Genomic DNA, 20,909 nt, shown 5'->3' on the forward strand with positions numbered 1-20,909 from the left:
AAACCGCTGCAAGCATGCGCGGCCGTTCGGCCAGGGGCAACGTGCCGCGCAGCGCCGTGGCCGGGTCGCTTCAGTCGCCGCCGTTGGCAAAGCGCGCGATTGGGTCGTCGCTGGACTGGGTCGGGGCGGGCGAGGCCGGGCCGGCCGTCGAGGCGCGCATGATCTGCGCGCCTCCCGCGGCTGGCGACGTCGCCTGGATCGGCGTCGAGCCCACCTGGCCGGCCTGGCGCGCCGCTGCGCTTGCCGTGGGCGGAGGGGGCTCGAAGGCGTCGGCGGCGGCGTCGATGGCGTCGCGCGGGGCGCTGGCGGCGGGGTTGGTAGCGTATGCAGGCGCGTTGTTGGCAGGCGCGGCCGCCGGTGCGAGCGCGCCCGCGTCGCGTGCCTGCGTCTGCGCCGCGCCGAGCGAGGCGGGCGGGGGCTCGAACGCGTCGGCCGGAGCGGCGGTGGAAGCCGTCGGCGTGGTGGCTGGCGTTGTCGGTGGCGTTGCCGCATAGGCCGCCTGCGGTGCGCCGACGACGCGGTTCTGGCTCGCGGCCGCGACTCGCGGCACGGGCTGCGCCGCCGCAGCCGGCGCGACGCTCGCCATTGCGGCAGCCGGTGGCGCGGTGTTCGCGCCAGGCACGCGTTCAGCCGGCGCAGACGCGTCCCAGGTCGGCGTCTCGAAAGGCGTGCGTTTGGGCGGCGCCATGCGGCGGATCCCGTCGAAGCGCTTCGCCCAGTACGGGTTGGTCAGATAGTCGAGTCGCACTGTGCCGCCGGTCGAAGGCGCGTTGACGAAGCGCAGGTTGCCGACATATATCCCGACGTGCGAATGCGGCCGCCCCGTCGTATTGAAGAAGACGAGGTCGCCGGCGGCAATCTCGTCGGGCTCGATCGTTTCGCCGCGCATACTCATGTCGGCCGTGGTGCGGGGCAAGTCCACCGAGGCCGAGCGCGCGAGCACGTATTTGACGAGACCGCTGCAATCGAAGCCGCTGTCGGGCGTATTGCCGCCCCAGCGATACGGAATGCCGACGAGCCCCATCGCCTGGATCGAGATTTCCTCGCGGCCCACGCTGTGATCGACGAAATTGGGGAAGCCCGCAGGCTTGGTGCGCCACGCGTTTTCGCCGGCGGACGAACCGCTGCGCGATACCCTTTGCGGCGCACTGGAGCACGCGGCAAGCAGGACTGCGATCAGAAGCGGAAGCCAGAGTCGACGCATGAAGCGGAGGTGGCGCGCGCGACGCTCGCGCCATCGGGAAAACGGATCATGGGCGGATGGTAGCCCGCCCGTCAGCGCTTTCGCAAGAATTCTTCACAACTTACTTGAAGTTCGTGCGCCAACTGTTGTGCCTCGGGGACGCCTGGGCAATAAAAAAGGACCGTATCCGGTTCCCCGGATACGGTCCTCGCCATCTGCACGGGCGCCCCAGAAAGGCGGCGCCCAAGCGAATGGATTACAGGATATCGGACGCGTAATCGGCAAGCCGCGAGCGTTCGCCGCGTGCGAGCGTCACGTGGCCGCTGTGCGCCCAGCCCTTGAAGCGGTCCACCACGTAGGTGAGGCCGGAGCTGCCTTCGGTCAGATACGGCGTGTCGATCTGCGCGATGTTGCCGAGACACACGATCTTCGTGCCCGGACCCGCGCGCGTGACGAGCGTCTTCATCTGCTTCGGCGTGAGGTTCTGCGCCTCGTCGATGATCAGATACTTGTCCACGAACGTGCGGCCGCGCATGAAGTTCATGCTCTTGACCTTCAGGCGCGAGCGGATCAGTTCCTGGGTCGCGGCGCGCCCCCATTCGCCGGCGGCGTCATCGGTCTTCTGAAGCACTTCAAGGTTGTCGTCGAAGGCGCCCATCCAGGGCTGCATCTTTTCTTCTTCGGTGCCCGGCAGGAAACCGATGTCCTCGCCAACCGGCACGGTCGCGCGCGTGACGATGATCTCGTTGTAGCGCTTCTCGTCGAGCACTTGCGCCAGGCCCGCCGCGAGCGCGACGAGTGTCTTGCCCGTGCCGGCCTGGCCGAGCAGCGTGACGAAGTCGATCTCCGGGTTCATCAGCAGGTTCAGCGCGAAGTTCTGCTCGCGGTTGCGCGCCGTGATGCCCCACACATTGTTCTTGTGGTGGCCGTAGTCGCGCAGCGTTTGCAGGAGCGCCGTCTTGCCGTTGAGCTCGCGCACGATCGCGTGGAACGCCGGTTCGCCGTTCTGCGGTTCGAGATAGACGAACTCGTTCACGAGCATCGAGAGGCACTCGGGACCCGTCACGCGGTAGTACGTCGTGCCGGTCTTGGTGTCCTGCCAGGACTCCATGCCCTTGGCGTGCTTCGACCAGAAGTCCTGCTGGAGCGCACGCACGCCCGAGTAGAGCAGGTCCTTGTCTTCGAGAACCTGGTCGTTGAAGTAGTCTTCCGCAGGCAGGCCGAGCGCATGAGCCTTGATGCGCATGTTGATGTCTTTCGACACCAGCACGACGAGGCGGTCCGGCCGGTCGCGCTGCAGCGCGCGCACCACGCCGAGGATCTGGTTATCGGCTTTGCCCTGGGGCAGGCCGTCGACCGGATCGATATGCGTGAGCGTGGTCTGGAAGTACAGGCGACCAAGCGCCTCGCGGCTGCCGAGGCGGCCAAGCGAAATGCCTTCCGAGATCGGGCCCGCATTGGCGACCAGCTGGTCGAGCGTGCGGCTCACCTGGCGCGCGTTGCGCGCGACTTCCGACATGCCCTTCTTGTGGTTGTCGAGTTCTTCCAACGTCATCATCGGCAGATAGACGTCGTGTTCCTCGAAACGGAACAGGCAGGTCGGGTCGTGCATCAGCACGTTGGTGTCGAGCACGAAGAGCTTCTGGACTTCGGTGCTCTCTTCGGGATGCACGCGTTTTTTCGTGCCGGCGCGCGTGGCGGGCGCAGCGGCGCCGCCGGACGCTTTTGCCGAGGCGGGTTTGCCGCCGCGCGCAACGGGTGTCTCGTCGGCATCGGTGCGGGCCTCGAGAGGCTGCAGCAGCGCTGCCGTGACTTGCTTGCTGTGGTTGCGCTTGTTGCGCGCGGGCGCCGGTGCGACCGGTTCGAGCGCGGCCAGTTCGGCGCTGGCGCTCGAAAGCGGCACCGTGCGCAAGGTGGTTGCGGCGTTGGCGGCCTGCGTCATCGGCTCGGCAACACTGCCGGGGCCGTATTCTGCAACGTCGGCCGCGTCGTTCTCGCTCGCGGCCTTGCGTGTGCTGCGCGTCGTGCGGGCACGCGCCTTGTATTCTTCGGGCGGCAGCAGGTTGCCGAGCTTGCTGGGGGGAGTAGGCAAAGGCATGGTGTCCCTCGAAAAAATCGGGTCGAGTGGTCGCGGGGTTACCCAGTAAGGCGCGCTTTCGGGCGGTGCGTGCGGGTGCCGGGTAGGCCTCCGCCGTTACTGCGCAAGGTGCGCGCTCATGTCAGAAAATGCCGGTTCGCCTGGTTTTCGATCAGCTCCTTGATGTTTGCGCGCGCCGGGTCGCAAAGCCGGCACGAACGGGGAGAAAAGCGGAAGAGAACAGCATCGAACAAACAAAAAAGCCGCCGCCCCGGATGACGAGGCAAGCGGCTTCACTTCGGTGTTGTCCCGTTGCCTCGGATACGCCCTTCCGGTCATTCCATGACCGGCTGCGAAACCGCCGCAACGCGACGTAAAAAGGGTTGGACAGGCACTCATTGCAGCCCAATATAACGCTCCTCAAAGCGCTTGTACAGCCTCCAGCACTTCATCGACATGGCCCGGGACCTTGATGCCGCGCCACTCCTGGCGCAACACGCCAGTCGCGTCGATGAGAAAGGTCGAGCGTTCGATCCCTCGTACCTGTTTGCCATACATTTTCTTCAATTTGATGACGTCGAAGAGCGTGCACAGCGCTTCGTCGGCATCCGATACCAAGGTAAACGGCAGTTCGAGCTTGGCCTTGAAGTTATCGTGCGAACGCACGCTGTCGCGCGACACGCCCACGATCTGCGCGCCGGCCTTTTTGAACTTCGGATAGAGGTCGCGGAACTGCAGGCCTTCGGTCGTGCAGCCGGGCGTGTTGTCTTTCGGATAGAAGTACAGCACCACCTTGCTGCCCTTCAGGCTCGACAGCGTGAAGTCGCCGCCGGTAGCGGGGGCGGTGAAGTCCGGAACGGGGTGGTCGACTGCGATGGTCACGTCAGGCACGTGGCTCTCCCTTTGTTATTGGCTGGCTTTGCCGCAGCGCACGGCGCCGTTTCGCCGGGACGGCGTGCCGCAACGCGGCGGGCGGTGTTGCGCGGGCGCGGGTCCTGGCAGACACCCCGCGGCGCGCAGGCGGCGGATTCAGTCGGGCTGCACGATCAGCTGGCCGGAGCGGCCGGCGATCTCGCCCCAGGTGACAGGGTACGATGGCAGCGAATCCGGGTCCAGCGTCGCATGGTAGTCGCCCATCGTGGCAAACGTATGGCCTTGTGCGCGCCAGCCGGCGAGCAGCTGTTCGAACACCGGTGCGAGCTTCTGGCCTTCGAGTTCGGCGTGCAGCGTGAAGACCTGATCGTGCGGGTTGTTTTCGGTGCGCTTGAGCATCCACGCCGCGACCGTATCGGTATCGACGCCATCGACACCGAGCACCTCGTCGAGCGTGGGCAGCGTGGTGGGCATCTGCACGTGGTTCAGCGTGCGGCCCGCCACCACCGGACGGTAGGGCGAATGACCGCGCCCGTCGGAGGCGTAGCGCATGCCCCACGTGTCGATCTGCTCGAAGGCGGCTTCGTTCATCTGCCAGCCTGCCGCGCCGTGCGTGACGGGCGGCGTGCCGAAGATCCGCGTGAAGCGGTCGTGGCTCTTCTGCATCTGGCGCGCGGTCCACCGCGCGTCGCGCTTGCGCACGTTGTCCTGCCAGTACACGTGATCCCACGTATGGATGCCGCACTCGAAGCCGGCTTCGTGAATCGCGCGCATTTCCGCCGCGGCTTCTACGCCGATGTCGGGCCCCGGCAGCAGCACGCCGTACATCAGCTGCTTCACGCCGTAGTGCTCGACCACCGACGTGCGCGAGACCTTCTTGAGAAAGCCAGGTCGCAACACGCGACGCAGCGCCCAGCCCGTGTGATCGGGGCCGAGGCTGAACAGGAACGTGGCGCGCGCCTTGTAGCGGTCGAAGATGCGCGCGAGATTCGGCACGCCTTCGCGGGTACCGCGCAGCGTGTCGACGTCGATTTTCAGGACGATGCGGGCCAAGAGGCGATGACCTTTCTCTAACGCTTAATGTTGCTCGACGAGCGCACGCGCTTCGGCGACATGGCCGCGGTATGCTTCGAAGATCTTGCGCAGCGCTTCGTCGAAGGTCGACTTCGGCGCCCAGCCGAGTTCCTGCTTCGTGTTGTCGATCTTCGGCACGCGGTTCTGCACGTCCTGGTAGCCCGCGCCGTAGTACGCGCCCGACGACGTTTCGACCAGCTGCACCTTCTTGGCCGTTTCCGCGTATTCCGGGAATTCGGCGGCGAGCGCGAGCATCTTGTGCGCGAGTTCGCGCACCGAGAAGTTGTTGGTCGGGTTGCCGATGTTGTAGATCTTGCCCGTGGCGACGCCGTCCTTGTTCTCGATGATCTTCATCAGCGCCGCGATGCCGTCGTCGATGTCGGTGAACGCGCGCTTTTGCGCGCCGCCATCCACGAGGCTGATGTTCTCGCCGCGCACGATGTGGCCGAGGAACTGCGTCACGACGCGCGACGAACCTTCCTTCGGCGTGTAGATCGAGTCGAGGCCCGGGCCGATCCAGTTGAACGGACGGAACAGCGTGAAATTCAGGCCTTCCATGCCGTAGCCCCAGATCACGCGGTCCATCAGCTGCTTCGAGCACGCGTAGATCCAGCGCGGCTTGTTGATCGGGCCGTAGGTCAGGGCGGACGCATCCGGGTCGAACTGCTCGTCCGAGCACATGCCATAGACTTCCGATGTCGACGGGAAGACGAGGTGCTTGCGGTACTTCACGGCCGAACGCACGATCGGCAGGTTCGCTTCGAAGTCGAGCTCGAACACGCGCAGCGGCTGCTGCACGTAGGTGGCGGGCGTCGCGATGGCGACCAGCGGCAGGATCACGTCGCACTTCTTGACGTGGTACTCGACCCACTCCTTGTTGATCGTGATGTCGCCTTCGAAGAAGTGCATCCGCTCATGCTTGACGAGGTCGCCGAGGCGATCCGTCTGCATGTCCATGCCGAACACTTCCCAGTTCGTGCTTTCGAGGATGCGCTTGGAGAGGTGGTGGCCGATAAAGCCGTTCACACCCAGGATCAGAACTTTTTTGGTCATGGACGGGGGACAGATGAAATGAGTTCGGAGAACGCGGCGGGGCTGATGACGGTCTCCTGACCGTTATGCTGATGCCGCAGTTCGTGGATCGCGATGGCGCGTGCGTCGCCGCAAACGGCGAAAAGCGCATTATCGCTTACGTGGATGCCGGCGGGCAATCCGGCGAGGGGGCGGACCCTTTCGGCGTCTTGCGAGCCGGGGCGCACGAGACGCGCGCGGGCAATCACGAAACGTTCGTTGCCGATGTCGGTGAACGCGCCCGGATAGGGCGGCGCGACGGCGCGGATCAGGTTGTACACGTGCTGCGCGCTCTCGCCGAAGTCGATGCGGCCGTCTTCCGGCTTGCGCCCGCCGTAATAGCTGCCCTTCGTGAGATCGTTCGGCAGATGCGGCGCTTCGCCCGCGATCAGCGCGGGCAGCACGCGCCAGAGCGTCTGCTCGGCGGCGACCGTCACCTTGTCGAAGACCTGCGCGGCGGTGTCGTCGGGCAGGATCGGCACCGGGGTCTGCGCGACGATTGCGCCAGCGTCGGGCTTCGCGCCCATTTCGTGCAGCGTGGCGCCCGTTTCGGTTTCGCCGTTGAGCACGGCCCAGTTCGTGGGCACGCGGCCGCGGTATTTCGGCAGCAGCGAGCCGTGCACGTTGTACGCGCCGCGCCCGGCGAGGGCGAGCAGGTCCAAGGGCAGCATGTGCCGGTAGTAGAACGAGAAGATGAAGTCCGGGCGCGCCGCCGAAACGGCCGCGCGCAACTCGGCGCTCTTCGGGTCGGCGGGCGTGACGACTTCGATGCCATGCTCCTCGGCCACCGACTTCACGCTGCCGAACCAGATGTTTTCGGTCGGGCTGTCTTCATGCGTGACGACGAGCGCAACGTCGACGCCGCCCGCGAGCAACACCTGCAGACAGCGCACGCCCACGTTGTGATACGCGAACACAACGGCGCGCGGTTTCATTGGCCGGCTCCTTCATTGGCCGCGTTCGTGGTGGCCGGCCTCGCAGCCGCACCTGCCGCTCGCGCGGGTTCAGCCGGCTGCGCGAAGGCGGCGGCCTGCATGAAATCCTGGCGCGGCGTATCGACGACGGCGCGGCCATTGCGCTCCTCGAGGATCGTCTGGATCAGGTAACGCGGACGCGCGCGCACCTGCTGGTAGATGCGGCCGATGTACTCGCCGAGCAGCCCGAGCGCGAAGATGATCACGCCGAGCAGGAAGAACGTGATGGCGAAGAGCGTGAAGACGCCTTGCACTTCCGCGCCGAGGACGAAGCGGCGAATCAGCAGCAGCAGGAAGAGGCCCGCCGAGCCGAGCGAGAGGATCACGCCGATGAACGAGAGCCACTGCAGCGGCACGACGGAAAAGCCCGTCACGAGGTCGAAATTCAGGCGAATGAGGCTGTAGAGCGAGTACTTCGATTCGCCCGCGAAGCGCTCCTCGTGCGCGACCTCCACCTCGACCGGGTTCTGCGAGAACGTGTACGCGAGCGCCGGGATGAAGGTGTTGATTTCGCCGCAGCGGTTGATCGTGTCGATGATGCGGCGGTTGTACGCGCGCAGCATGCAGCCCTGATCGGTCATCTTGATGCGCGTGATGCGCTCGCGCAGACGGTTCATCGCCTGCGAGGCCTTGCGCCGCCAGAGGCTGTCCTGGCGCTGCTTGCGGATGGTGCCGACGTAGTCGTAGCCCTCGCGCATCTTCTCGACGAGCTTGCCGATTTCCTCGGGCGGATTCTGCAGATCGGCGTCGAGCGTGATGACGATCTCGCCGCGGGCCTGCTCGAAGCCCGCGAGAATCGCCATGTGCTGGCCGTAGTTGCCGTTGAGCAGGATCGCGCGCGTGGTATCGGGCCGCGCGCGGAACTGCTCCGCGAGCATCGCGGCCGAGCGGTCGCGGCTGCCGTCGTTGATGAAGATCACTTCGTACGAGGTGCCGAGCTTGTCGAGCGCCGGATACAGGCGCGCGAACAGCTCGGGAAGGCCAGCTTCCTCGTTGTAGACCGGAATGATGACCGAGACTTCCGGCGTGTCCGGGGTCAAGGTGCCTTGTTCCGTTTGACTCATGTGTGCGTCGATTCCGTTATTGGATGCTGCGGTTTGCTGCATGCGCAAATCGGCGGCGCATGCGCCGCGCCGTCCGCCTGCGTTTCCCCTGTGTCGACCCGAGTTGGCGCTTTAGCGCTGCCACGGGTCCCATGCCCGTCAGAGCGGCGTTATCCCGTCCCCGACTTCCGTTACTGCCTGTTTTGCCAACTACTTCGCAAACTTCGCGCAAATCTCGTTCACTGCGCTGCACACGCGCGCCACGTCGGCTTCGGTCATCTGCGTGAAGAGCGGCAGCGTGACCGTGCTCGCACCGAAGCGCTCCGCGTGCGGGAACATGCCCGCCTTGAAACCACGCTCGCGGTAGAGCGTGAAGAGGTGGATGGCCGGGTAATGCACGCCCGAGCCGATGCCGCGCTCCTTGAGTTCGCCCATGAAACCGGCGCGGTCGATCGCGAGCGTGTCGAGCGGCAGCGTGATCTGGAACATGTGCCAGTTGCTGTTGGCGAAATCGGCGAGCGGCAGGCCGACGCCGAGCTTAACCGCCGCGCCGCCTTCGAAGCCCGCGAAGTAAGCCCGCGCAAGCTCGCGGCGCTGCCGGATGAAACGCTCGATGTGCTTGAGCTGGCCGAGCCCGACGCGCGCCGCCACATCCGTGAGATTGTACTTGCCGCCGAGCACGTCGCAGTCCATGCCGTCGAAGCCCGTGCGCGTAATGCCCTGGAGACGGTATTTCTGCGCGAGCACGGCCTCGGCTTCGTCGTTGAGGACGAGCGCGCCGCCTTCGATCGACGTGAGGTTCTTGTTGGCGTGGAAGCTGAACGAGACGATGTCGCCGATCGCGCCGATGCGCTTGCCGTTCCAGCTCGAGCCGAACGCCTGCGCGGCGTCCTCGATTACGCGCAGCTTGTGCTGGCGGGCGATCGCGTAGAGCCGGTCCATGTCGACGGGCAGGCCCGAGAGAAAGACCGGGATGATGGCTTTGGTCTTCGGCGTGATGGCGGCTTCGAGCTTGTCGAGGTCGATGTTGCGCGTGACGGGATCGATGTCGGCGAACACCGGCGTCGCGCCCACCTCGTAGATCACGTTGCTCGTGGAAACCCACGACGCGGGCGTCGTGATGACTTCGTCGCCGGGACCCACGCCGGCAAGGCGCAAACCGATTTCGAGCGTCGCCGTGCCCGAGTTGAAAGTGCGCACCGGACGGCCGCCGCAATACTCCGAGAGCGCCGCTTCGAACGCCTGGTTCTGCGGGCCGGTCGTGATCCAGCCCGAACGCAGTACGTCGGCGACGCCCTGGATGGTTTCCTCGTCGATTTCGGGACGCACGAACGGCAGGAACGGAAGGGTCGACTGCGGGGATGACTGGGTCATGAGTGCTTTGCTCTTTGCTCGTCAGAAAGTGGGGGCCGGGCGGCAAGGCCGCCGCGGCGCATCTTACGAAATACTTATATGGGCGCAATATGCCGCGCTGCAAGCGGCCTCTCCACGCGCGCCACAGCGCGCCGCGGCGCGTCAGCTGCGCGCCAGCACGAACACGCCGATCAGGATGATGCCGATGCCCACGAGCCGCTGCACGCTCAGCACCTCGCCGAACAGATACCACGCCGCGAACGCGTTGACCACGTAGCCGAGCGAGAGCATCGGGTAGGCGATCGAGACGTCCACGCGCGAGAGCCCGACGATCCACACGACCACGCTGAACACGTAGCAGGTGAGGCCGCCGAGAATCGGCACTTGCGTCGCGAGCTTCAGGCCAATGGGCAAGATGTTCGCACGGCTGAATTCGAAGTGTCCAACGGCATTGACACCCGCTTTCAGCAACAGTTGCGCGCAGGCGTTGAGGCCGACGCCGGCGAGGATGCAGATGAGGGAAATCGGATTCATCGGAAAGGGTAGTTCAACGGGTTGTCGGGTTGGGGCGGGAGCCCGGGCTGCGCAGGCCGGTCGTGCCGTTCAGGCCAGCCCGGGCCGCCGCGCACCGGCGCGGCCCGGCCCGATTATCGCCCATGCGTCAATCGGGGCCAGGAAGCGCTCAGGATTGCGGCTTTTCAACGATCACGCGCCGCGCGTCGCGCGCGACAACCTGCATCGGCAGGCCCTGCGCGGCCAGCTCTTCGTAGCGCTTCACGGGAAGCAGCGCGAGCGCATAGCGGTCGGACTTCCAGCGCGCCTCCCAGTCGGCAATGGTCGGCACCCATTTTTGCGGCTCCTCGGAGATGCCGAAGGCCAGTTCGTCGGTGACCTCGACCATCGTCATCGTATGGCGCACGTAGAAAGGCATCGTATGGTCGAGTACGCCCACCGAGTAGAACGGCGTGTCGGGCGGCAACTTCGCAATGGCGGCGCGCACAGCGGGCGCGAGCGGCGCGCCGGAACTCAGCGTGCCGAACACGTCGTGGCCCGTGCCCGCAATGGTCGCGAGCAGCAGCCACGCGGTGCCGAGCGCAACCGCTGGCGCGCGCGCACCGGTTTCGGGCGTGCGTTTCGCGCGGTTCAGGCGCAGGCCGACCATGGTGACGACGAAGGCCACCGCGGCCGCGGCGAACACCCAGACCTGGAACTCGCGGTAGAGCGCGTTGGGATTGCGCGCGTCGCCAAGCCGCGTGAGCACGAACGAGCCCGCCATCAGCGCGACGGCGAACACCGCGTAGCCCGCGAGGTGCTTGTTCCACTGGGCGCGCGTCATGACCGGCAGATACATGCCGATGATGAGCGCCACGGGCGGCGCGATCGGCAGGACGTAGGAGACGAGCTTCGAGTGCGAGGCGCTGAAGAACAGGAAAATGAACACCGTCCACACGAGCATCAGCATGACGGGCGAGAACCCGTTGGGCTGGCGCGGCGCGCGCAGCGCATGGCGCACGCTCTGCACGCTCACCGAAAGCCACGGCAGGAAGCCCACCAGCATGACCGGCACGAAGTAGTAGAACGGGCCGGGGCGGTTCTGCGCGGGCGTGAGGTAGCGCTGGAACTGCTGGACGATGAAGAAGAAGTTGAAGAACTCGGGATTGCGCTGCTGCACGAGGATGAACCACGGCGACACGATCGCGAAGAAGACGATCAGACCGCTCACGAGATAGAGGCGCTTCCAGAGCGCCCAGTCGCGCGAAATCGCCGTATAGAGCACCAGCACGGCGCCTGGCAGGATCAGGCCGACGAGGCCCTTGGACAGCACCGCCATCGCCATGGCGGCCCAGCACACCCACATCCACAGGCGCGCGTTCGCCTTGGGCAGGGTCGGGCGCTGGGCGAGCAGCAGCGCGCACAGCGTGAGCTGCATCCAGAATGCCAGGCCCATGTCGAGCGTGTTGAAGTGGCCCATCAGGTTCCAGTACGGCGCGCAGGCGAGCACGACCGCGGCGAAGAAGCCCGTGGCGGCGTTGAACACGCGCGCGCCGGTGAAGCCGATCAGCAGCACGCCCGCGAAGCCGGTGAGCGCCGTGTAGAGGCGCGCCTGCCACTCGCCGATGCCGAACCACGCGAAGGTGAGCGCGTTCATCCAGGTTTGCAGCGGCGGCTTTTCGAAGTACTTGTAGTCGTTGTAGCGCGGCGTGATCCAGTCGCCGCTCGCGAGCATTTCGCGCGCCATTTCGGCGTAGCGGCCTTCGTCGCTCGGCAGCAGGTGGCGCCAGCCGAGCGGCAGGAACCAGATCACGGCGAGGGCGAGGATCAGTAGCAGGATCGCGCTGCGGTTGAGCGGTAGCCTCGATGGCGTATCGTTCATGGGTTTCAGCCTGTTCTTGTTGCAGTCGTTGCGGTCGGGGTGCGAAGCGCGCGCTGGCCGCGCGCGGTGTGCGGCCGGGTCCGGGGCGCGCGCTACGCACTCGGCGCGCAAGTGTACTACGCCGCCGCGCGGCGACCTGATGGCAAGCTTAAGGGGCGTCAGCTTTCGATCAGAAGCGCGGCCGCCACACGGCGGCCTTCGGCCATGAGGATGTTGTAGGTGCGGCAGGCGGCCTTGAAGTCCATCGCCTCCACACCGATGCGCTTCCTGGCGAGCGCCGCGGTCAGGCGCGGATGCGGAAAGCGCAACCGCTCCCCGCTGCCGAAGACGACCACTTCGGGGTTCAGCGGGAGAAGCAGCTCGAAGAGTTCGGGCGTGAGGGCGTCGAACGACTGCACCGGCCAGGGGGTGACCGGCGATTCGGGCATCACGATGATGCTGCCCGTATGGCGTTCGAGGTTCACTTCGACGTAGTCGGCGCCGTAACCGGTCACGGTGTTCAGCGCGGCGCTGGAGTCCTGGTGTAATTTCAAAACGGGGTTCCGGGGTAAGGGCAGGTCGGGTGCGCAAGCGAGGGGCGCATATCCTGTGCCGCCGCCCGCCTCGGCGAACCGCCTTGCAGCCCGCCGTGTCACCCGCTTCGCGACCCGCCTCGTGGCCGATTGCGCATTGCGGAAGTTGGTCAAAATCCGCTAAATTATAGCTTTTTAGCCGCCGCTGCGGCGGCGCCCGCGGGTAGACCGCGCCGGCAGGCCGCTACGCGCGCCATCCGCGCATCGGGCGAGGGCAGCCACAAGCTGCTGGGGCGGTTTTGGGGTAGTCGGGTCGGCCAGCGCACGCTTTGCGAAGCGTCGCGCGTGCGCCCGGTGCTCCCCACGCAATCGTGCACGGCTTTTGTCCCGCCGGGGGCGCCCCTCCGGCTCCCTTGCATGTCCTGTCCACCAAGGCGCCATCCGCCGGCCGGTCGACGGCATTTCAGCCTGTTCCAGCCCTTTTACCGCGTCTTACTCGCCTCTGACGCCCTGACTGATTCTCTGACCGCTTTACTGACCGATAACCGATAGCCCGCCGTGAAACCGATTCTCAAATCCAACAAGCTGCAGAACGTTTGCTACGACATCCGCGGGCCGGTGCTCGAGCACGCGAAGCGCCTCGAAGAAGAAGGCCACCGCATCATCAAGCTGAACATCGGCAATCTCGCGCCGTTCGGTTTCGACGCGCCCGACGAAGTCATTCAGGACATGATCCTGAACCTGCCGGGCTCCTCGGGCTATTCGGATTCGAAGGGCGTGTTCGCCGCGCGCAAGGCGATCATGCATTACGCGCAGCAAAAGGGCATCAAGGGCGTCGAGCTCGACGACATCTACATCGGTAACGGCGCGTCCGAACTGATCGTGATGGCCATGCAGGCGCTCCTGAACGACGGCGACGAAGTGCTGCTGCCCGCGCCCGACTATCCGCTGTGGACGGCGGCGGTGAGCCTTTCGGGCGGCACGCCCGTGCACTACATCTGCGACGAGTCGAACGCGTGGATGCCCGACCTCGACGACATCCGCTCGAAGATCACGCCGAACACGCGCGCGATCGTCGTCATCAACCCGAACAACCCGACCGGCGCGCTTTATTCGGACGACCTGCTGCGCGGGCTCGTTGCGATCGCGCGCGAGCACGGCCTGATCCTGTTCGCCGACGAGGTCTACGACAAGATCATCTACGACGGCAAGACGCACACGGCGCTCGGCTCGCTCTCGGAAGACGTGATCACCGTCACGCTCAACAGCCTGTCGAAGAGCTATCGCGCGTGCGGCTACCGCGCGGGCTGGATGTTCCTCTCGGGCATGACGGGGGAAAACCGCCGCCGCTCGAAGGACTACACGGAAGGTCTCGGCATTCTCGCCTCGATGCGCCTGTGCGCGAACGTGCCGGGCCAGTACGCGATCCAGACGGCGCTGGGCGGCTACCAGAGCATCAACGAGCTGATCCAGCCGGGCGGGCGCCTCTATCGCCAGCGCGAACTGGCGTACAACATGCTCACGGCCATCCCGGGCGTGACCTGCGTGAAGCCGGAAGCGGCGCTCTACATGTTCCCGCGCCTCGACCCGAAGCTCTATCCGATCGAGAACGACCAGCAGTTCATCCTCGATCTGCTCTTGCAGGAGCGCGTGCTGCTCGTGCAGGGCACGGGCTTCAACTGGAAGCAGCCGGACCACTTCCGCGTGGTGTTCCTGCCGAACGTCGACGACCTGACCGATTCGATCAACCGCATCGCGCGCTTCCTCGACGGTTATCGCCAGCGGCACGGCACCTGAGCCAGTCACACGCATCCCCTTTTCAAACACTTGGACGAACACACGCTGCATGGATCCGATCAAAGTAGGTCTCTTGGGCTTCGGCACGGTGGGCAGCGGCACCTTCACGGTACTGCGCCGCAACCAGGAAGAAATCAAACGCCGCGCGGGCCGCGGCATCGAGGTGGCGCGCATCGCCGTGCGCAACCCGGCCAAGGCCACGACGGCGCTCGGCAGTGAAGCCGGGAGCGTCGAGCTGACGACCGACTTCAACGCCGTGGTCGACGATCCCGCGATTTCGATCGTCGCCGAAATGATCGGCGGCACGACGCTCGCGAGGGATCTCGTGCTGCGCGCCATTGCCAGCGGCAAGCATGTCGTCACCGCGAACAAGGCGCTGCTGGCGGTGCACGGCACCGAGATCTTCGAAGCGGCGCGCGCCAAGGGCGTGATGGTCGCGTTCGAGGCGGCGGTGGCGGGCGGCATCCCCATCATCAAGGCGCTGCGCGAAGGCCTCACGGCCAACCGCATCCAGTACATCGCCGGCATCATCAACGGCACGACGAACTACATCCTCTCGGAAATGCGCGAGCGCGGGCTCGACTTCGCGACCGCATTGAAAGCCGCGCAGGAACTGGGCTACGCCGAAGCCGATCCGACCTTCGACATCGAAGGCGTGGACGCCGCGCACAAGGCGACGATCATGAGCGCGATCGCGTTCGGCGTGCCCGTGCAGTTCGACAAAGCCTATGTGGAAGGCATCAGCAAGCTCGACGCCATCGACATCAAGTACGCGGAAGAACTGGGCTATCGCATCAAGCTGCTCGGCATCGCGCGCCGCACCGATCGCGGCATCGAGCTGCGCACGCATCCCACGCTGATTCCGGCCAAGCGCCTGCTCGCGAACGTGGAAGGCGCAATGAACGCCGTGGTCGTGCACGGCGACGCGGTCGGCACGACGCTCTACTACGGCAAGGGCGCGGGCGCGGAGCCGACGGCATCCGCCGTGGTGGCCGATCTCGTCGATGTGACGCGTCTGCACACGGCCGACCCCGAGCACCGCGTGCCGCATCTGGCGTTCCAGCCGGACAGCCTCTCGAACACGCCGATCCTGCCGATCGACGAAGTCACGAGCGGCTACTACCTGCGCCTGCGCGTGGCGGACCAGACCGGCGTGATGGCGGCCATCACGCGCATCCTCGCGGACAGCGGCATCTCGATCGACGCGCTGCTGCAAAAGGAAGCGGAGCAGGTCGACGCGCAAGGCAAGGCGGAAACCGACATCATCCTGATCACGCACGAGACGATCGAGAAGAACGTCAACGCGGCGATCGCGCAGATCGAAAAGCTCGCGACGGTGAAGTCGCAGGTCACGAAGCTGCGTATGGAAGGACTGAACTAAGGCAAGGGCTATGAATTACGTATCTACGCGCGGCGCGGGCGCCGGCGAGCATCATTCGTTTTCCGACATCCTGCTGGGCGGCCTCGCGCGCGACGGCGGCCTGTATCTGCCGGCCGGGTATCCGCAGATCAGCAAGGAAGAACTGGCGCGCTGGCGCGGCCTTTCGTACGCGGACCTCGCGTTCGAGATCCTCTCGAAGTTCGCGGGTGACATTCCGGCCGACGATCTGCGCGACATCACGCGCCGCACCTACACGGGCGAGACGTACCGCAACGTGCGCCATGGCGAAGACGCAAGCAAGATCACGCCGCTCACCACGCTCGGCGAGGAAAACGGCGCGCCGCTCTCGCTGCTCGAACTCTCGAACGGTCCGACGCTCGCGTTCAAGGACATGGCGATGCAGCTGCTCGGCAACCTGTTCGAGTACGCGCTCGCGAAGGCCGGCCAGGAGCTGAACATTCTCGGTGCGACGTCGGGCGACACCGGCAGCGCGGCGGAATACGCGATGCGTGGCAAGAAGGGCGTGCGCGTGTTCATGCTGTCGCCGCACAAGAAGATGAGCGCGTTCCAGACGGCGCAGATGTTCAGCCTGCAGGACCCGAACATCTTCAATCTGGCCGTGGAAGGCGTGTTCGACGACTGCCAGGACATCGTCAAGGCCGTTTCGAACGACCACGCGTTCAAGTCGCAGCAGAAGATCGGCACGGTCAACTCGATCAACTGGGCGCGCGTCGTGGCCCAGGTCGTGTACTACTTCGCCGGCTACTTCGCGGCGACGAAGTCGAACGACGAGCGCGTCTCGTTCACGGTGCCCTCGGGCAACTTCGGCAACGTGTGCGCGGGCCATATCGCGCGCATGATGGGTCTGCCGATCGAAAAGCTCGTGGTCGCGACCAACGAGAACGACGTGCTCGACGAGTTCTTCCGCACCGGCATTTACCGCGTGCGCGGCTCGGCCGAGACGTATCACACGACGAGCCCGAGCATGGACATCTCGAAGGCGTCGAATTTCGAGCGCTTCGTCTACGACTTGCTGGGCCGCGATCCGGCGCGCGTGACGCAGTTGTTCCGCGACGTCGAGGAGAAGGGCGGTTTCGATCTCGTGGCGAGCGGCGACTTCGTGCGCGTGAAGCAGTTCGGCTTCGTTTCGGGCCGCAGCAGCCACGACGACCGCATCGCCACGATTCGCGACATCTACTCGCGCTACAAGACGATGATCGACACCCATACGGCCGACGGCGTGAAGGTCGCCCGCGAACACCTGCAGCCCGGTGTGCCGATGATCGTGCTCGAAACCGCGCAGCCGGTGAAATTCGGCGAGACGATCCGCGAAGCGCTGGACCGCGAGCCGGAGCGTCCGGCGGCGTTCGAAGGCCTCGAGGCGCTGCCGCAGCGCTTCGAAGTCGTGCCTGCCGACGCGCAGCGCGTGAAGGACTATATCGCCGCGCACACGGCGCACTGATGGACGCAGCCGGGGCCGGATCGGTTCGCGGTCCCGGCGCGTGGACATCGCATCGGCTTTTACGCGTCGGCGGGTCGATCGCACCCGCGCGCTGCATCACTTCAGCCGGGCCTGCGCACTCGCAGGCATTGCGCGCCAGGGATATCCACGGCATAAGGCACGGCGCGCCGGTCGCGCCGCTACAATAACGACAGACCAACCGCTGCTGGCGGCCCCGCCGGCCACGTCCGAGACGACCTCGATGTCCACGCCTACGTCCCCGTCTTCCGCTGCGCCGGCGCCCGCACCGCGCGCGCCGATGCTCTCCACTGCCGACGCCCTCGCCACGCTGCTTGCCGCGGCGAAGCCGCTCGCCGGTGCCGAAACGATTTCGACGTTCGACGCGCTGAACCGCGTGCTCGCCGCAGACGTCGTCTCGCCGCTCGACGTGCCGCCGATGCATACGAGCGCAATGGACGGCTACGCGGTGCGCGTGGCCGATCTCGCGCAAGGCAGCCGCCGTCTGCCGGTTTCGCAGCGCATTGCCGCGGGCCACGCGCCACAACCGCTCGCGGCAGGCACGGCCGCGCGCATCTTCACGGGCGCGACGGTGCCGCCGGGCGCAGACGCCGTGGTGATGCAGGAGCAGACCGAGGCCGCGCAAGGCGCCGTCACCTTTGTGCACACGCCCAAGGCGGGCGAATGGATCACGGCGCAGGGCGCCGATATCCGCAAGAATACGGTGATCCTGCCGGCGGGCACGCGCCTCACGCCGGCGGCACTCGGGCTCGCGGCGTCGGTGGGGTGCGCCACGCTCACCGTCGTGCGCCGCGTGAAGGTCGCGGTGTTCTTCACCGGCGACGAACTGACGATGCCCGGCGAGCCGCTCAAACCCGGCGCGATCTACAACTCGAACCGCTTCACGCTCACGAGCCTCTTGCGCAATCTCGGCTGCGAAGTCACCGACTACGGCATCGTGCCGGACCAGCTCGAGCTCACGCGCGCGACGCTGCGCGAGGCGGCCGCTGGCCACGACCTCATCCTCACTTCGGGCGGTGTCTCGGTCGGGGAGGAGGATCACGTGCGGCCCGCCGTCGAGGCCGAAGGGCGCATCAACCTGTGGCAGATCGCGATGAAGCCGGGCAAGCCGCTCGCGTTCGGCGCGGTGCGTCGGACGCAGGGGGCGGCGGACGCGGAAACCGGCGAGGCGTTTTTCATCGGCTTGCCGGGCAACCCGGTGTCGAGTTTCGTCACCTTTCTGTTGTTCGTTCGTCCGTTCCTGCTGCGCCTTGCGGGCGCGACGCAGGTGAGCCCGCGCGCGCTCTCGCTGCGCGCCGACTTCACCCAGGCGAAGAGCGACCGCCGCAACGAATTCCTGCGAGCGCGCGTGAACCCGGCTGGCGGTCTGGACCTGTTCCCGAACCAGAGTTCCGCGGTCCTCACCTCCACGGTCTGGGGCGACGGTCTCATCGACAATCCGCCCAATCATGCGATCAGCGCCGGCGAGACCGTGCGCTTTATTCCGTTCACCGAATTGCTGTACTGAAAAGCCTCGAGCGATGAAGATCCAGTTGAAATTTTTTGCGAGTGTGCGCGAGGCGTTAGGCGTCGCGGACGAAACGGTCACGCTGCCAGATGCCATCGTGACGGTCGGCGATGTGCGCGGCTGGCTGCGTGCGCGCGGCGGTGTGTGGGCCGAGACGCTGGCGGAAGGCCGCGCGCTGCGCATGGCTTGCAATCACGTGATGACGGATCCGCGCACGCGTATCACCGAGGGCTGCGAAGTCGCCTTTTTCCCGCCGGTGACGGGCGGCTGAGCGCCACAGGAGACTCACGATGCCCGTGCGCGTACAAACGGAAGATTTCGATCTCACCACCGAAGTTGCGCAACTGCGCGCGCGCAATCCGGCGATCGGTGCGGTGGCGTGCTTCGTCGGCACGGTGCGCGATCTGAACGACGGCAGCACGATCGCCTCGCTCGAACTCGAGCACTATCCGGGCATGACCGAGAAGGCGCTGGAGGCGATCGTCGACGATGCACAACGACGCTGGGCCGGCATCGAGGTGCTGATCGTGCACAGGGTGGGCAAGCTCGCGCCGCTCGACCAGATCGTGCTGGTCGCGACGACCTCGAAGCATCGCGGCGACGCGTTCGCGTCCTGCGAGTTCGTCATGGACTACCTCAAGACCGAGGCGCCGTTCTGGAAGAAGGAAGAGACGGAGCGGGGCGCGCGCTGGGTCGATGCCCGCGAGAGTGACGATAAGGCGCTGGCGCGCTGGGGGGGGGCCTCGGGGAATGCGTCGCGGGAATCCAGCTAGGCGCTCGTCCGCAGGGGCGAAGGGACGGATTCAGCTCACCCGCGCCCCTATTTAACGCAACTAACCGCCGATTCGGATATACCGCTTGAAGCAGATGCGCTCACTCCGCGGGCGTGTTCTCGCCGACATCCATCTGGCGGCCGACGAAACGGGCCGGAAACGGCTCGCCGGTCGGGCGCGTTGGCAAGTCATGACCGTGCCCGGCGTGGCGCCTGCGAGGCGCCACGCGATCGAGAATCGCCTGTTGCTCGGGTGGAATCGTGTAGTCCCAGCCAAAGCGACTCAGTTGCAGGCTTTGCGCGATACGCAGCGCGGGTTCCATGAACTGCACCGCTGCCGCGGGCTCGTAGCGACCCTGAACCGTATCGAGGAAAAGATAGAGCCAGCGGCTGAAATGCTGCGGCTCGACGCCAGGCACCGGATCGTGCGCCTGCTGCACGTTGCCGCGGTAGCTTTTGGTGCCGAGCACGAGGCTCGACCAGAAGCGGCACATCTTGGGCAGATGTTCGTCCCAACGTCCAGCGAGCACGCCGTCGAACACCGGGCCGAGCATGGCGTCGTCGCGCACGCGGTCGTAGAACGCGTAGACGAGTTCGCGGATGTTTTCTTCAGTTGGCCGGGCGTGCAGCGCGGCAGCGGGAGGGGTGTCGGGGCGAGTCATTTGGGGCCTGGGTGATGCCTGAAGTGCCTGGAGTGTAGTCGGCGGCGGGGCGCCGGCACGATGCGACAACGGGCCGCATGCAAGCTGCCAAGCGCTGCGAAGCGTCCATCGGAGTGACAATGATACTCAGTCCAGGCAAAACCTGCATGCTAACTGCATGTTATTGTATGGGTTCTGTCACCTGCACCCTCTCTGTCATTGCGATCGCCATGAGACTGACCGACTACACCGACTATTCCTTGCGCGTGATGCTGTATCTCGCGCTGCGTCGCGACAGCCTGGCCACGATCCAGGAGATCTCGGACGCCTACGGCGTTTCGAAGAATCATCTGATGAAAGTGGTGCAGCGCCTGGGCGAACTCGGCTGGGTCGACACCGTTCGCGGACGCAATGGCGGCTTGCGGCTCGCACCGGCGTCGCTCGATCTGAGCGTTGGCGCCGTTGTCCGTGAGACAGAGAGCGACTTCTCGCTCGTCGGCTGCTTTCCGGACGAACATGGCGACCGGCGCAGCTGCGTCATCGAGCCGCAATGCCGACTCAAGCACGCGCTGGCCGCGGCGCGCGATGCGTTTCTCGCGGAACTCGACTGCCATACCATCGGCGAACTGGCCCAGCCTGCAGGCGAACTGACCGGGTTGCTCGGCCTCGCGCCGATCCAGTTCATGCCGCGCGCCCAGGCGGCTCGCTCCGCGTCTTCGCGCGAGCATTGAAGCGCGCGTCAGCGTCACCTCTTCGTTTTTCTTCCCCTACGAGTCGCGGCGTTCAGCCGTGACGCG

The 20,909-nt window shown here is 65.9% G+C and carries 19 protein-coding genes; 7 read left to right on the forward strand and 12 right to left on the reverse strand.

Annotated elements, in window-relative coordinates; genetic code table 11:
- Positions 1 to 70 precede the first annotated feature (70 nt).
- The 11 genes from AB4Y36_RS21705 to AB4Y36_RS21755 all read right to left on the reverse strand — a co-directional run bounded on the left by AB4Y36_RS21705 (position 71) and on the right by AB4Y36_RS21755 (position 12,555).
- A complete protein-coding gene (locus tag AB4Y36_RS21705; protein ID WP_368684031.1) occupies positions 71 to 1,204 on the reverse strand; it encodes a C40 family peptidase in 1,134 nt (377 codons plus the stop codon).
- A gap of 235 nt (positions 1,205 to 1,439) precedes the next feature.
- Positions 1,440 to 3,281, reverse strand: coding sequence for a PhoH family protein (locus AB4Y36_RS21710; protein WP_368616205.1), 1,842 nt, complete (start codon positions 3,279 to 3,281; stop codon positions 1,440 to 1,442).
- Positions 3,282 to 3,680: 399 nt separating this feature from the next.
- Positions 3,681 to 4,142, reverse strand: a complete 462-nt coding sequence (locus tag AB4Y36_RS21715; protein WP_028204906.1) for a peroxiredoxin — start codon at positions 4,140 to 4,142, stop codon at positions 3,681 to 3,683.
- A gap of 147 nt (positions 4,143 to 4,289) precedes the next feature.
- Positions 4,290 to 5,186: a polysaccharide deacetylase family protein gene (locus tag AB4Y36_RS21720; protein WP_342945672.1), complete on the reverse strand. Its 897-nt coding sequence runs from the start codon at positions 5,184 to 5,186 to the stop codon at positions 4,290 to 4,292.
- 24 nt (positions 5,187 to 5,210) lie between these two features.
- On the reverse strand, positions 5,211 to 6,260 hold the full coding sequence (locus AB4Y36_RS21725) for a bifunctional UDP-4-keto-pentose/UDP-xylose synthase (RefSeq protein ID WP_069267530.1): 1,050 nt from the start codon (positions 6,258 to 6,260) through the stop codon (positions 5,211 to 5,213).
- Positions 6,257 to 7,213, reverse strand: coding sequence for a formyltransferase (locus tag AB4Y36_RS21730; RefSeq protein ID WP_368684032.1), 957 nt, complete (start codon positions 7,211 to 7,213; stop codon positions 6,257 to 6,259). The genes AB4Y36_RS21725 and AB4Y36_RS21730 overlap by 4 nt, the downstream gene beginning before the upstream one ends.
- Positions 7,210 to 8,316, reverse strand: a complete 1,107-nt coding sequence (locus tag AB4Y36_RS21735; protein WP_256094951.1) for a glycosyltransferase — start codon at positions 8,314 to 8,316, stop codon at positions 7,210 to 7,212. Before AB4Y36_RS21735 ends, AB4Y36_RS21730 begins: the two co-directional genes overlap by 4 nt.
- A 189-nt stretch (positions 8,317 to 8,505) precedes the next feature.
- Entirely contained in the window at positions 8,506 to 9,669 is a 1,164-nt protein-coding gene (locus AB4Y36_RS21740) for a DegT/DnrJ/EryC1/StrS aminotransferase family protein (RefSeq protein WP_069267608.1), read from the reverse strand.
- Between the two features lie 141 nt (positions 9,670 to 9,810).
- A complete protein-coding gene (locus tag AB4Y36_RS21745; protein WP_028204911.1) occupies positions 9,811 to 10,182 on the reverse strand; it encodes an SMR family transporter in 372 nt (123 codons plus the stop codon).
- Between the two features lie 148 nt (positions 10,183 to 10,330).
- Positions 10,331 to 12,022, reverse strand: a complete 1,692-nt coding sequence (locus AB4Y36_RS21750) for a glycosyltransferase family 39 protein (RefSeq protein WP_342945675.1) — start codon at positions 12,020 to 12,022, stop codon at positions 10,331 to 10,333.
- Between the two features lie 158 nt (positions 12,023 to 12,180).
- Positions 12,181 to 12,555: an Mth938-like domain-containing protein gene (locus AB4Y36_RS21755; RefSeq protein WP_368616209.1), complete on the reverse strand. Its 375-nt coding sequence runs from the start codon at positions 12,553 to 12,555 to the stop codon at positions 12,181 to 12,183.
- Positions 12,556 to 13,092: 537 nt separating this feature from the next.
- Here AB4Y36_RS21755 and AB4Y36_RS21760 point away from each other — a divergent pair.
- The 6 genes from AB4Y36_RS21760 to AB4Y36_RS21785 all read left to right on the forward strand — a co-directional run bounded on the left by AB4Y36_RS21760 (position 13,093) and on the right by AB4Y36_RS21785 (position 19,472).
- Positions 13,093 to 14,331, forward strand: coding sequence for a pyridoxal phosphate-dependent aminotransferase (locus AB4Y36_RS21760; RefSeq protein WP_069267526.1), 1,239 nt, complete (start codon positions 13,093 to 13,095; stop codon positions 14,329 to 14,331).
- Between the two features lie 49 nt (positions 14,332 to 14,380).
- On the forward strand, positions 14,381 to 15,712 hold the full coding sequence (locus tag AB4Y36_RS21765) for a homoserine dehydrogenase (protein WP_069267525.1): 1,332 nt from the start codon (positions 14,381 to 14,383) through the stop codon (positions 15,710 to 15,712).
- 10 nt (positions 15,713 to 15,722) lie between these two features.
- Complete coding sequence (gene thrC, locus AB4Y36_RS21770; protein WP_069267524.1) at positions 15,723 to 17,174, forward strand: threonine synthase; 1,452 nt, start codon at positions 15,723 to 15,725, stop codon at positions 17,172 to 17,174.
- Between the two features lie 241 nt (positions 17,175 to 17,415).
- Positions 17,416 to 18,699 (forward strand): gephyrin-like molybdotransferase Glp, encoded by a 1,284-nt coding sequence (gene glp / locus AB4Y36_RS21775; RefSeq protein WP_368684033.1) that lies wholly within the window; start codon positions 17,416 to 17,418, stop codon positions 18,697 to 18,699.
- Positions 18,700 to 18,712: 13 nt separating this feature from the next.
- The gene (moaD, locus tag AB4Y36_RS21780) at positions 18,713 to 18,970 is read left to right on the forward strand and encodes a molybdopterin converting factor subunit 1 (protein ID WP_069267522.1); all 258 of its coding nucleotides are present in this window, start codon (positions 18,713 to 18,715) and stop codon (positions 18,968 to 18,970) included.
- A gap of 19 nt (positions 18,971 to 18,989) precedes the next feature.
- Complete coding sequence (locus AB4Y36_RS21785; protein WP_368616211.1) at positions 18,990 to 19,472, forward strand: molybdenum cofactor biosynthesis protein MoaE; 483 nt, start codon at positions 18,990 to 18,992, stop codon at positions 19,470 to 19,472.
- Positions 19,473 to 19,572: 100 nt separating this feature from the next.
- On the opposite strand, the gene AB4Y36_RS21790 is transcribed toward AB4Y36_RS21785, so the two are convergent.
- Positions 19,573 to 20,133 carry a group III truncated hemoglobin gene (locus AB4Y36_RS21790; RefSeq protein WP_368684034.1) on the reverse strand — a complete coding sequence of 187 codons (561 nt, stop codon included), beginning with the start codon at positions 20,131 to 20,133 and terminating at the stop codon, positions 19,573 to 19,575.
- Between the two features lie 209 nt (positions 20,134 to 20,342).
- On the opposite strand from AB4Y36_RS21790, the gene AB4Y36_RS21795 reads away from it, so the two are divergent.
- Complete coding sequence (locus tag AB4Y36_RS21795; protein ID WP_069267519.1) at positions 20,343 to 20,843, forward strand: Rrf2 family transcriptional regulator; 501 nt, start codon at positions 20,343 to 20,345, stop codon at positions 20,841 to 20,843.
- Positions 20,844 to 20,909: the final 66 nt, after the last annotated feature.

This window comes from Paraburkholderia sp. BR10936, assembly GCF_040965735.1.
Classification (GTDB): Bacteria; Pseudomonadota; Gammaproteobacteria; order Burkholderiales; family Burkholderiaceae; genus Paraburkholderia; species Paraburkholderia nodosa_A.